Annotated in this window: 12 protein-coding genes; 6 read left to right on the forward strand and 6 right to left on the reverse strand. The window is 43.3% G+C overall.

Annotated features, from left to right (window positions below):
- The first annotated feature begins 8 nt into the window (after positions 1–8).
- The gene (locus tag ABTQ23_RS13525) at positions 9–1,181 is read left to right on the forward strand and encodes a GGDEF domain-containing protein (protein WP_408616269.1); all 1,173 of its coding nucleotides are present in this window, start codon (positions 9–11) and stop codon (positions 1,179–1,181) included.
- Here the strand turns inward: ABTQ23_RS13525 and ABTQ23_RS13530 are convergent.
- From ABTQ23_RS13530 to bamC, 5 genes are all read right to left on the reverse strand, one after another.
- Positions 1,166–1,621, reverse strand: coding sequence for a macro domain-containing protein (locus tag ABTQ23_RS13530; RefSeq protein ID WP_408616270.1), 456 nt, complete (start codon positions 1,619–1,621; stop codon positions 1,166–1,168). The genes ABTQ23_RS13525 and ABTQ23_RS13530 overlap by 16 nt on opposite strands.
- A 151-nt stretch (positions 1,622–1,772) precedes the next feature.
- Positions 1,773–3,281, reverse strand: a complete 1,509-nt coding sequence (gene lysS / locus ABTQ23_RS13535) for a lysine--tRNA ligase (RefSeq protein ID WP_408616271.1) — start codon at positions 3,279–3,281, stop codon at positions 1,773–1,775.
- A gap of 21 nt (positions 3,282–3,302) precedes the next feature.
- Positions 3,303–4,401 (reverse strand): peptide chain release factor 2 gene (gene prfB, locus ABTQ23_RS13540; protein ID WP_408616272.1). Its coding sequence is split into 2 segments (ribosomal slippage): positions 3,303–4,325 and positions 4,327–4,401, totalling 1,098 coding nucleotides; the frame shifts between segments, so codons are not numbered across the junction.
- 94 nt (positions 4,402–4,495) lie between these two features.
- On the reverse strand, positions 4,496–6,238 hold the full coding sequence (recJ, locus tag ABTQ23_RS13545) for a single-stranded-DNA-specific exonuclease RecJ (protein WP_408616273.1): 1,743 nt from the start codon (positions 6,236–6,238) through the stop codon (positions 4,496–4,498).
- 66 nt (positions 6,239–6,304) lie between these two features.
- Positions 6,305–7,426 (reverse strand): NlpB/DapX family lipoprotein, encoded by a 1,122-nt coding sequence (gene bamC, locus ABTQ23_RS13550; protein WP_408616274.1) that lies wholly within the window; start codon positions 7,424–7,426, stop codon positions 6,305–6,307.
- Positions 7,427–7,637: 211 nt separating this feature from the next.
- Between bamC and ABTQ23_RS13555 the strand changes: the two genes are divergently transcribed.
- The 3 genes from ABTQ23_RS13555 (at position 7,638) to ABTQ23_RS13565 (ending at position 9,980) form a co-directional block, all read left to right on the forward strand.
- On the forward strand, positions 7,638–8,159 hold the full coding sequence (locus ABTQ23_RS13555) for a glycine cleavage system transcriptional repressor (protein WP_408616275.1): 522 nt from the start codon (positions 7,638–7,640) through the stop codon (positions 8,157–8,159).
- Between the two features lie 32 nt (positions 8,160–8,191).
- Entirely contained in the window at positions 8,192–8,656 is a 465-nt protein-coding gene (gene bcp, locus ABTQ23_RS13560; RefSeq protein WP_408616276.1) for a thioredoxin-dependent thiol peroxidase, read from the forward strand.
- 95 nt (positions 8,657–8,751) lie between these two features.
- Positions 8,752–9,980 (forward strand): IS3 family transposase gene (locus ABTQ23_RS13565; protein ID WP_408616277.1). Its coding sequence is split into 2 segments (ribosomal slippage): positions 8,752–9,103 and positions 9,103–9,980, totalling 1,230 coding nucleotides; the frame shifts between segments, so codons are not numbered across the junction.
- Between the two features lie 404 nt (positions 9,981–10,384).
- Here ABTQ23_RS13565 and ABTQ23_RS13570 read toward each other — a convergent pair.
- Positions 10,385–11,278 (reverse strand): SDR family oxidoreductase, encoded by an 894-nt coding sequence (locus ABTQ23_RS13570; RefSeq protein WP_408616278.1) that lies wholly within the window; start codon positions 11,276–11,278, stop codon positions 10,385–10,387.
- 123 nt (positions 11,279–11,401) lie between these two features.
- On the opposite strand from ABTQ23_RS13570, the gene ABTQ23_RS13575 reads away from it, so the two are divergent.
- Both ABTQ23_RS13575 and ABTQ23_RS13580 read left to right on the forward strand, forming a co-directional pair.
- Positions 11,402–12,292, forward strand: coding sequence for a LysR family transcriptional regulator (locus ABTQ23_RS13575; protein ID WP_093270382.1), 891 nt, complete (start codon positions 11,402–11,404; stop codon positions 12,290–12,292).
- Between the two features lie 221 nt (positions 12,293–12,513).
- Positions 12,514–13,107 (forward strand): TetR/AcrR family transcriptional regulator, encoded by a 594-nt coding sequence (locus ABTQ23_RS13580; RefSeq protein ID WP_408616279.1) that lies wholly within the window; start codon positions 12,514–12,516, stop codon positions 13,105–13,107.
- Positions 13,108–13,150 lie beyond the last annotated feature (43 nt).

A 13,150-nucleotide genomic window follows, 5' to 3' on the forward strand; every position in this document is an offset into this window, starting at 1 on the left:
GCTAAAATTTGCTGCACATTGATATTTCCACACTGTTAATTATGGACATTGTGCTCGGCATTGTTTCCAGCTTGGTTCTAACATTACTGCTGCGCTCCACAGAACAATGTCCCGGTGTCATGTTGTGGGTTTTAGGCCATTGGTGCGTTTCGATTGGTTTACTTTTTCTTTTTGCCAGATTCTGGATTCCAATGCCTGTTAGTGTTTTACTTGGCAATAGCATTGTCAGTCTTTCCATTGCATTTTATACATTTGGATTTTATCGTTACCACTCACTGAATATCCGCAAATTGTCCCTCGCTATTTTTAGTTTTCCCGTGATTACGTTTATAGCCATTGGTATCGCCCTATTAGAACATGCCACTTTTACTCAACGAGTTATTCTGGTTGATATTTTAATGATGGCGCAAATTTCGATTACTATTTATTTGTGTTTCATGCGGTTAGAGAAATTTGAGAGCGCCAGAAAATTTTGGGCCATATTGCTCAGTATGATGTTTGTAGGAGTAATTATTCGCACTATTTTAAACCTCCTAACGAGCCATACTCAATTTCTACAAACTTATAATTGGTCCAATGTACTGATGGTCATTCTCGAAACGACTTATCTATTTGCAGCCGCAATATTTATACCTGTTATCGCAGCCCAAAAGCTGCAAAATCAATTGCTGCAATACGCTAACCATGATGAAGTGACAGGGCTTTATAATCGCCATGCTATGTACAAATATGCCGATCTCACCATGACGAGCGTCCAACATATTCACGGCCATCATGCGTTTTTAGCCCTGATTGACATTGATCACTTCAAAAAAGTAAATGATCAGTACGGGCATCTTATCGGCGATAAAGTGCTACGACTGATAGCCGGATTGATTGACTCAATTACCCGTGAACGTGACTTAGTTGCCCGTTTTGGCGGCGAAGAATTCTTAGTATTACTGCCTGATCAAACGCCTGAGCAAGCGCTGACATGGGCCAATCGCACCTTAAAAACGATCAGTGAACACCCGATTGTCGTTGAGGACCAGCACCTTTTTGTCACAGTTAGTATCGGTCTTGCTCAACTCTCAGAGCCGATTCGTACCTTTGACGCGCTCATCGAGAAAGCCGACTGCGCACTTTATCAAGCAAAAGATGAAGGGCGCAATTGCGTGCGCTTATATCAGGCCACTTCATAACGAATCAGGGTGTGATCTTCGCCTTCGAGCTGCTGATCGATAATTTTTTCCAGTAACTCCCAGTTACCACCACCGCGCCCTGCGCCAATCAGTGGATAAGCAATACGCAAGTTATGAAAATGCTGCTTAACTTGCGCAAACACAATCTGCAGCGCTTCGTAATCAACGTTACCATCGCCCACATGCCCATACTGGGTATATGCATTTACAACCGTGAACTGATGGCCATTGCGCTCAATTAAAGCACTGGTAAATGTACCAAGCTTATTGCGATCCCCAGGAGTGGTGTCCTGGTCGGCCATATAAGCTTCAGGAAAGTGTTCTTTTATCGTTGCTGCAATGCCATGGCTCATATCATTAAAGCAATTACAGCCATGCACAATCACATCGAATTTGCCTTGTTCAGCAAGTGTGATTAAATCGCCATCCATAACCTTCATTGTCTTAACTCTGTTGGTAAATTACTGTTAATAACAACTATAGCTACAAACATTTTCACCTGCTCATAAAACCGATTCCACTGGAAAATTTATATAAAAAAACCGAAGCCCTAAAGCTTCGGTTTGTACATCACAAATGCTAACTGAGAAATTAATTCTCTTTATTTTGTGGGCGCAATGCTGGGAATAACACAACATCACGAATGGTATGACTGTCGGTAAATAACATCACCAATCGGTCAATCCCAATCCCCTGACCTGCTGTTGGTGGCAGACCATGTTCAAGCGCTGTGATGTAGTCATCATCGTAGAACATAGCTTCATCATCACCTGAATCTTTTGCTGCAACCTGTGCTTTAAAGCGTTCAGCTTGGTCTTCAGCGTCATTAAGCTCTGAGAAACCATTGGCAATTTCACGTCCACCGACAAAAAATTCAAAACGGTCAGTAATGAATGGATTTTCATCGTTACGCCGAGCTAATGGCGAGACTTCAGCTGGATACTGAGTAATGAAGGTTGGCTGAATCAGTCGATGTTCAACGGTTTCTTCGAAAATTTCAGTCAACAGTTTACCAGCGCCCCAATACGATTCGATTTCAATACCCATTGCTTTAGCAATCGGTTCCATAATCGAGCGATCTTGAACTTTATCGTTATCTAACTGCTGAATGGCTTCGTTATCAGGGTTAAATTGTTTAACTGAATCCAGCATTGATAAGCGCGCATACGTGCTGCCAAAGTTAAACTCTTCTTCGCCATATTTAACAACGCTGCTACCCAATACTTGTTCTGTTACCGATTTTAATAATGCTTCGGTTAAGTCCATTAGATCATGGTAATCAGCATAGGCCATATAGAATTCCATCATTGTGAACTCTGGGTTATGCCGAGGAGATAAGCCTTCATTACGGAAGTTTCGGTTAATTTCAAACACTCGTTCAAAACCACCAACCACTAAACGTTTCAGATACAACTCAGGCGCAATACGTAGATACATATCAATATCCAGCGCATTGTGATGAGTGATAAATGGTCGCGCTGAAGCACCACCAGGAATGGTCTGCATCATTGGTGTTTCAACTTCGATAAAATCACGCTGAGTCATAAACTGACGAATCGCAGCAATCACCTGAGAGCGAACTTTGAATGTCTGACGAGACTGCTGGTTTACAATCAGGTCAACATAACGTTGGCGATAACGCTGTTCTTGGTCAGCTAAGCCATGGAATTTTTCTGGCAGTGGACGCAAAGATTTAGTCAGCAGCTCAAAGTTATCCATCATCACATAGAGTGCACCGCGACCTGATTTGTGCAGCTCACCTTTCACACCGATGATATCACCAATATCTAGCCCGCCGAGTGCTTTAAGCTCTTTTTGAGTATCCTTAGAAGCATAGGCTTGGATCTGACCGGTCATATCCTGAATGACAATGAACGGACCACGCTTGGCCATTACTCGACCGGCGATACTGACAACCAGGCCCAGCTCTTCAAGCTCTTCGGTGGTCTTATCGCCGTGCTTTTCTTCTAAGCGTGCAGCGTAGCTATCCCGACGGAAATCGTTAGGATAACCATTCGATTTACCTAATTTACGTAACTCGGTCAATTTGGCCCGACGTTCAGCAATTAGCTTATTCTCGTCATGTACCTGTTCAGTCATTCTTTAACCTTTATCTTCTCTTTACAGCCCTGATTTAAGGCTAGCTTCAATAAATTTATCTAAATCGCCATCCAACACCGCTTGCGTATTGCGATTCTCGACTCCCGTGCGCAAATCTTTAATCCGTGAATCATCTAGCACATATGAACGGATCTGACTGCCCCAACCAATATCTGATTTGGTTTCTTCTTTGGCCTGTTTTTCAGCATTTTTCTTCTGCAGCTCAAGCTCATATAACTTCGCTTTTAACTGCCGCATCGCCTGATCTTTGTTTTTATGCTGCGAGCGATCATTCTGACATTGTACAACGGTATTGGTTGGTAAATGGGTAATTCGCACCGCTGATTCAGTTCGGTTGACGTGCTGACCACCCGCTCCAGATGCTCGATAAACATCAATACGCAGATCGGCTGGATTAATATCTACTTCAATACTGTCATCAATTTCCGGGTAAACAAACGCCGAGGCAAATGATGTATGGCGCCGACCACCTGAATCAAACGGTGATTTACGCACTAATCGATGCACACCAGTTTCGGTACGCAACCAACCATAGGCATATTCGCCTGTCACTTTAATTGTGGCGCTTTTTATACCAGCGACTTCACCTGCCGACTCTTCAATCGCTTCGGCTTTAAAACTATGAGCTTCACACCAGCGCAAATACATCCGCAGCAACATGGCTGCCCAGTCCTGAGCTTCGGTACCACCAGAGCCAGACTGAATATCGATGTAGCAGTCACTTTTATCCATTTCACCGGAAAACATTCGATGAAATTCTAATTTTTCCAGCTGTTTTAACAGTTCAGATGATTCAGACTCTGCTTCTTGAAACGTTTCTTCATCATCCGCTTCTACCGCTAATTCAACCAATCCTTCCACATCATCAAGCCCCTGTTCTAGGACTTTAATAGTATTAACGACTTCTTCTAACGCCGCGCGTTCTTTACCCAGTTTCTGAGCTCGCTCTGGCTCATTCCAGACATCTGGTTGTTCAAGTTCCCGGGTAACTTCTTCTAAACGCTCACACTTACTGGCGTAGTCAAAGATACCCCCGAAGCAGTTCGGTACGCTCTTTAATATCGGCGAGGGTATGATGAATTGCATTGACTTCAAACATAATTGCTTTCACCTGTCGTTAGGATTTACTAAAGGGCGCTAATTTTACCTAATTGTGCGGGAAATAAACATACTTAGATTGGCTCTACCATTGATTATTCGCTCGTGGCATCGAGTTTATCTAACAACTGAACTAAAAGCTGCACATTGCGCCGACCACGAAATTCATTAATATCTAATTTATAAGCCAGTTGTACTTGCCGAATGCTTTGGTCCGGCCACACATTGCGATCGATATTAAATGCAATGGCGTCTAGCGTTGGCCCACCACTGACTGGTTGAACTGTCATTTTTAGATGATTTTGTCCAACGATGCGCTGCTCTAACAGCCAAAATAGCCCATCAAACAAAGGCTCATTAAAGCCTTGGCCCCAGGGACCGGCTTTTTGCAATAACTGCGCAAATTCTAAAGAGAAGAAATCACCAGGAAGTTCCCCATCTGAGAGTAAGGAACCCGTCAATTGCGCCGGTTTTATCCACTCGCTTGCTACCTGTTCTAACTGCTCGGCAAAAATCTCAAAGTTCGATTTTGCCAAAGACAAGCCAGCAGCCATTGCATGGCCACCGAATTTTTCTATGAGCCCAGGGTTTAAAGTATCGATTCTCTCCAGCAAATCTCGCATGTGTACGCCGCTGATTGAACGTCCAGAGCCTTTAATCGTCTTTTCATCGCTATCAGCAAACGCAAATACGGGCCGATAGTATTTCTCTTTAATGCGTGAAGCAACCAGCCCAACGACGCCCTGATGCCAATCGCTCTGATAGAGCGCCAGCGCATTGGGTAAATTATCCTGTTCAAGCGAGAGTTTGGCGACGCTTTGCTCGGCCTCTTGCTGCATGCTTTGCTCAATCGCTTTACGTTCTTGATTAAGCTCATCCATCGTTGATGCCATGGGGCGCGCTTGAAAGAGATCGTCACTAACGAGGCATTGAATACCAAGACTCATGTCATCCAAGCGTCCAACAGCATTCAATCGCGGACCTAATGCAAAGCCAAGATCACTGGCCGTTAACGATGACTGATTTCGACCAGAGACTTCAATCAACGCCTGAATACCAGCGCAGCAGCGCCCTGCGCGAATGCGTGATAAGCCTTGATGAACTAATACTCGATTATTGTGATCAAGCACCACCACATCAGCAACTGTTCCAAGGGCAACTAAATCAAGATGCGTGGCCAAATTTGGCTCTGGATAATTGGCAAAAAAGCCTGTCTCACGTAATTTCGCGCGCAAAGCACACAATAGATAAAAGGCAACGCCGACCCCGGCTAAATTTTTACTGGGAAAATCACACTGGGCTAAATTTGGGTTGACGATAGCCGCAGCTTTTGGGAGTTCACTGCCCGGCAGATGGTGGTCGGTAACAATCACTGGAATATTAGCATCATTTGCCGCAGCAACACCGCTAATAGAGGAGATGCCATTATCAACCGTAACGATTAATTCCGCCTCACGCCCTTTCGCGAGCTTAACAATTTCAGGGCTCAGTCCGTAACCATATTCAAACCGGTTTGGCACCAGAAAATCAACCTGCGTAAAGCCCATAGAGTTAAGCCCACGCAACATTAAAGCCGTGCTGGTAGCACCATCACAGTCAAAATCACCCACAATCACAATCCGGCGCTTTTGATAAGCGAGCAATAACTCTACTGCCGTATCTAAACCATTAAGACGTTGCCAAGGAAGCAATGCCTTTAAATTGCGTTCTAACTCATCGCTAACGCTTACGCCTCGGCTTAAGTAGATTTGGCGAATGATTTGCGGAATTTCTGGGGGAAGTTTGCCTAATTCGGCAACCGATAAAACGGGACGACGAACTAATTTCACATGGTTCATAACAGGCGCATTGTATGTTGTAGTGATAACGGCCAGAGTTGGCCGCCATCAAATGTGTGATAATAATTACGGCTGAGGTTTACTCATTGTCGCAAGTAGATGTTTCAGCGCCGGATAGATTTTATTGAGTCGAGCCGGAGTTAAAACGCCATCCTCATCACTGATAGTGATCTGAGTATTGTCGCCATTACCACCAATGGTCAGATAATATTTATCCTCAGCCAGTTGAACTGGTTTTACCCCATAGTCAGCAAGTGTGCTGCTAGATGGTTGGTCATAATCGACGGTCATTTTACCCGCTTCTGAGACAAATCCAGTGACTTTAAAGCCCAAGACTGGCAGTGCTTTTTCTAATGAATGAATCGTCTCTGGTACCGGCGCCTTAGCAATTAAGGTAGCAACCCCGTCATTATTTTGCATCTGCAAGTCAATCGGGCGCATCGATGCAAGATTATTTTCTGATTTAGCGCGTTGAATGGCTCGAGCTTTTTGTGCGTGCTGAACATTCGCCACGAAAGCGATCACCCGGTTGAGCTCTTCAACCTCAATGCGATGTTTAATTTGATTGCTCAGCTGGTCGTATTCACGTGGATCTCGTTGGTAAGAAACCAGATGAGGAATCAGCGTGACTGAACGGCCACTTTTTAAGACGTTCAGCTCATAATTAAACTGGCTCTGATAAACAATATCCTTACTGTCAAAAAAGCCATTATCAATATGATGTTTCTCGGTCAGCATGCCTGAGCTAAATGTCAGTGGATTTGCTTTTTGCTGTACTAAATTTCCACCGAAATGATGAGCATACCCTTGTAAAATGGTCACCATCCACTGCTGCGTTTGTGCTTTTGACGACGCTGATGGGCGCTCAAACACATACGAGGGCTGCTGATTATTCATTTGCAGTTCGCCGGAGACCAGACCAATAATTTGCTCTGGTGGCTGAATGTCTACTTTACTACCAACCAAGTGAGTATATGGATACTGCGCTTTGAGCGGTGGGATCTCATAATCTTGGGCTATCTGCGGTTTAGGATACTGTGCAGGAACCACCAGAGGAGCCGAAGTTTTGGCATTTAAATAATCAAATCCGTGCAATGCCCGACCAGGGTGATTATTAGAAGAACACGCGGATAACCATACTGATACGCTGCCAACGATCAATAGTTGGATTCGAGAAGAAACAAACAATGGGGCGACGCTCCAATCAAGAATTTTATAATCTGGCCAGTAGTCTACTGACCCGGTGCGATAAACTCAAGGTTTGAGCACTAAAGCTCTGAGGCTTATCGCGAATAATCGAAGTTTTCTCAAACCAAGTGCACAAATTGTTCAATGCTGGAAATCCCCTATGGTTACGAGTATGCTCAAGTGCATATAGGGGCAATAGATTTTTAAGTTTATGGAGCATCATTTAGTCGTAACTGCAGTCGGTCGAGACAGACCCGATATTGTCAATCAACTCACGCGCCACATCAGTGATTGCGGCTGCAATATTGTTGATAGCCGTCTGGCTTTATATGGTGCGGAATTTACGCTCATTATGTTAGTGTCAGGCAACTGGAATGCCATTACCCGCATTGAAACCAGTTTACCGCTGAAAAGTCAGGAGCTGGAACTTGTGACTGTGGTCAAACGCACCACTGAACACGATCAGCCCAACTACTCGGCTCGCGCCCATTTTAAAATAAAAATTAAAGATAGCGCTGGGATCATTCGTCAATTTACTCAGTTTATTTCAGATCACGGTTTAGCGCTGGTGTCATTACGCTCGCAACTAAACCATCAAATACTTGAGCTTGAAATGATTGCTTACATCAGTGATGAGCAAACCATTAGCCAAGATAAAATGCGTGAGCAATTTGAAACGCTCTGTAACAAACTCTGTACTGAATCTGCTGAGTTTCAAATTTATCCACAGTAATAAAATAGTCCCAAACCTTAAGGAGTTTTGAGATGCCAACGATTAAAGAAGGTGAAACAGCCCCCGAATTTACGCTACTCAATCAAGATGGCGAAAGCGTTAGTTTGGCTGATTTCAAGGGGCAAAAAGTACTGGTTTATTTTTATCCTAAAGCATCCACACCCGGTTGTACCATTCAAGCTTGTGGCCTTCGTGATAGCAAAGAACAATTAGATGACTTAGGGGTTGTAGTCTTAGGCATTAGTCCTGATAGCCCGAAACGCTTGATTAACTTCATCAACAAACAGAGCTTAAACTTTACATTGTTAGCTGATGAAGACCACGCTGTGTGTGAGAAATATGGTGTGTGGCAGCTGAAAAAATTCATGGGACGAGAAAATATGGGCGTGGTTAGAACCAGTTTCTTAGTCGATGAATCGGGTAACATTGAGCATATATTTGATAAGTTCAAAACCAAAGATCACCACGAAGTGGTTTTAAACTACTTAAACAAATAAGCCTTGATGCTAAAAGGCGCAGGCGCGAAACTCTCGCGCCTTTTTTATTCAATATGTCTCGTCCTGAAATACGTTGACATAAAGAGGACTTCTTTATGACAACCCCAACCCATTCACCCCGTAAACGGACGCAGCGCGATTACACCTTGGCCTTTAAATTGGGCGTTGTTGAACGCGTCGAAAAAGGCGAAATGACTTATAAACAAGCACAAGCCCGTTTTGGCATCCAAGGTCGCTCAACTGTACTCGTTTGGCTTCGAAAACATGGTAGACTGGATTGGTCGAAACCATTTCAGCATCCCCTTATGCCTCATTCAAAAGAAACACCAGCCGAAACTATCAAGCGTCTTGAACGTGCGTTAGCCGAAGAGAAACTGCGGAACAAAATTCTCAATGGCATGGTCGATATCATGGACAATGAGTACGGTGCAGGCCTCAGAAAAAAGTACTTATCCGGTTTATCTGGCAAGCCAAAACCAAAGGTGAAATAAACCTGGCAGCCGCTTGTCGAGCGACCGGGATTTCACGGCAATCGATTTATCAAGCGGTTGAGCGAATGGCGAGCCGACGAGCAACATTATCCGTCATCAAAGATTGGGTCCTGTACTGGCGTAGATTCATGCCGAGGTTAGGGACACGTAAGCTTTATACGTTGATAAAACCAAAGCTGGTTGACCAGGATATCAAACTGGGAAGAGACGGGTTCTTTGCCTATTTGAGAAGTCAGGGTTTGCTCGTTAAGCCCAAAAGAAGCTTCACAAAAACGACGGACAGTAAGCACTGGATGAGAAAATATCCCAACTTGCTGAAAGAAGGAAGGCAACCTCATGCTGCGCATGTCCTGGTCAGTGACATAACGTATGTTGAATCAGACCAAGGCGTGCACTATCTATCGCTGGTCACCGATGCCAGTTCACGTAAGATAGTCGGTCATCATTTAAGCAAAGACATGAAGGCGGATAACGTGGTGAAAGCGCTGCAAATGGCGGTGAAAGATAAGCGCTATCTTGGGAATGCTGTGCATCACTCAGACCGAGGCGTACAGTATTGTTCAGCCGTCTATCAGAATGTGCTTCAGAAGAATCGAATTCAGCCATCAATGACGGATGGGTATGATTGCTACCAAAATGCGTTAGCCGAAAGAGTGAATGGAATACTGAAGCAGGAATTTTTAATCTACCGGTGTAAAACACTGGCCGAGCTGGCTAAACTAGTCAGAGAATCAATAGCGATATATAACGAACTAAGGCCGCACTTGAGTTTAAATATGGAAACACCCAATCAGGTGCACAATAGAAAAGGCCAGCTACTGGAGCTGGCCTAAAAACTGTCAACCTATTTTAGGACGGGTCATGTGGTTAAGACGGTCTGCTGCTATGCCGGGACTGCTCCAAGTTTTGAGACAGCCCACCCACACGACCTATACGTTATTTCTGCCTTGAAGTGGGCTCAGTCAATAGTACTTTGTTCAATGAGCCTTCTAACTTCCCCTTTAAAGCCATTTATTTATTACTGTTGGGGTTTGAGGCGTTCACGCTTTTCGATTCAAAATCCACTAACAGGCTGATTTTTTTAGGTATATGTATCCTAGGGTAGATAGATAAATAATTCCCTAGAAATGAGTTACGTCAAGTTGCAAAAACTTAAGCTAGTCTTCCTTCATCGTTTAGCTAAATCAATTTAAGAACCAAAGCCACAACACACTAGTAAGCAGGTGCGTCTATCACATTAAAGCCTATCCTCGAATATCACCCGCTCATTATTTATTAAGTTTTTTACAAAATCGCGATAACTTTTTAATGGGCGACCTAAGAGTTTGGTTAAATGCTCCGTATCGCCTGCTTGAGGGATCATGCCATAACCTACATAACGCTCTGCCATCAAGCGCATTTCATAAGCACTCCACTTGGGCATGATTGTCTCCATGTATGATTCAAATCCACTCGGGTCATCACCACCATATTTGATGGTTTTACCCAATTCTTCAGACCAAATAGCCGCGATGTCAGTGCCGCTTAGTGTGTCTGGGCCAACAAGATTTAAGGTTTCAACCGGAAGTGTCGTTTCGGCTTGGTCTCGACGGATTAATTCGAGTGCAGCTATCTCAGCAATATCGGTAACATCAATCATTGCAATTCCTTTGCCGCCAATAGGTATTGGATAAACCTCATTGTTAAAAATGACCTCCTTTACCCTAACATCATTATCGATAAAATAAGCTGGTCGCAAGATAGTTGCACTAAATCCTTGTTCTTTCAGCATTCTTTCTGCTCCATATTTCACCGTAAAATGAGGTACGTTAACGGCTTTTTCGGCATCAAATACGGAGAGATATACGACTCGATCTACACCAACTTCTTTGGCTATGTTTAAAGTGATAAGTGCTTGGGTAAATTCGTCACCAGTTACAGCGTTAAGTAGGAACAGAGTTCGAATGCCAGTCATTGCTTCTCTAAGTGAATCAATATTAAGTAGATCACCTTTAACCACCTCTACCATTTTAGAAAATGACACTTTTGAAGGGGATCGGGTTAAAACTCGAACGTCCATGTTACGTTGTAGTAATTGTTCAACGATTTGTTGGCCCACGCGGCCAGTCGCCCCGGTTACGAGAATGGTCATAATGTGTTCTCCGAATTATTAATTAGGCAGTATTGTCTGCTGACAATTGAAATATTAGGCGTTTCTTTTTTAATTATATAGATAGTAAAATTGGACAATATGTCTCATGGATGGAACGAAATTATGGACTTACTTGCGCTTTCAGATTTCAATTTAGTCGCTAGATACGGTGGCTTTAGCAGTGCTGCACGTGCTACAGGACGCCCAAAAGCAACTTTATCAAGACGTGTTGCTGAACTTGAACATAGTCTTCAACTCAGGTTATTTGAACGTGGCTCTCACCGACTCAAATTGACCGAAGAAGGAATGGTCCTCTATGAACGAACAGGTGTTTTGCTAACAGAATTAGATGAAACTGTTTTGGCCATTTCGTCCAGATCGAGTCAACCTCGTGGACGTTTGAGAGTTAGTGCTCCATTACTATTTAGTCAACTTGTAATGGGGAAGCTGGCCGCTGAGTTCTCATTAAAATATCCGGATGTACAATTAGAGGTGACCTCAGACGATCATATCTCCGATATGGTCGAGGAGGGGTATGATCTGGTAATTAGAGTTAACCCTGCGATAGATGAAAACTTATATGGCCGCAAGTTTTTGCAGGATAAACTCGTAGTGGTGGCAAGTACTGAGGTAAAACGACCATCCAATAATCAAGCTGTTCCGGTCGTAATACATGGCTCCGGTAAACAACCCGATATGTGGAATTTCATTTCAAACGGCGAGAAAATAAATCTACGAGTTATTCCAGTATTACGGCTTTCCTCCATGATTATGATCCGTGATGCCATATGTGCTGGAGCTGGAGTTGGAATGCTTCCTCTCTCACTAATAGATAGAGAACTAAAGTCAGGTAAATTGATTCGATGGGGAGAGGCTCAAACAGCCGATATTTCCTTGTGGGTACTGTATCCATCACGTCGATTACTTAATGCCAGAGTCAAGGTATTTTTAGAGCATTTGCAAGCGGCATTTCCATTGGGGCAGCCAGAAGAACTCGTCGCCTACCTTGATTAGGATGTCCAAGGGAGGGGGGATGCTCCCCAAGTCGAATTTAGACAAATTTAAACTTCAATTTACAGACTGAATTGGAGGTTTCCTCGTGGTGATTCACTGATAAAAATAATAATACTGATTATTCCCGATAAAGTTTTTATTGAAGATAATTTTTCAAATTCTCTTCAATAGGAAACGATCATTCCCTATTATGAGTTAAATTCGAGTTCAGGGTGCCATTGATGACAGCATTACCAAGAAGACCAAGAACGTTTGATACTGACGTTGCGTTAGCGAATGCAATTAACGTATTCAGCACTAAAGGTTACAACGGGACATCTATCAAAGACTTGAGCGAGTCACTCAATTTGACTGCTGGGAGCATTTATAAAGCGTTTAAAGATAAACGAACGCTGTTTATGAAAGCGTTAGATTACTATAAAGATCAAAGGTATACGTTAAGTCAGGTTCGAATTGCTCAAGCAGACTCTGGTAGGGAAAAAATTCGTAATTTATTGAACGGCTATGCACATGACAGCTTGGGTGAATCGGGTCAAATCGGCTGTATGGTGGTTGCTACAGCGGTTGAATTATCTAGCGAAGACAGTGAAATAAAGCAGAAAATCAATAGACTATTTGACTCGGGGATAAAAACGATTCGTGAACTTATCATCCTTGGTCAACAAGATGGGTCGATTTCGATGGCTATTGATCCAGATAAAATGGCTCAAACAATCCACAGTATTACTCAAGGAATGCGGGTGATTGGAAAAGTGAATGTAGACAAAAGTCATTTGGAAAACATTGTTTCCACATCAATGAGCCTACTTGATTAATAAGTAGTGCGTTCACCTAAATAACTTTCAATTTTTCAATTGG

It is taken from the genome of Celerinatantimonas sediminis (genome assembly GCF_046054195.1).
Lineage (GTDB): Bacteria > Pseudomonadota > Gammaproteobacteria > Enterobacterales > Celerinatantimonadaceae > Celerinatantimonas.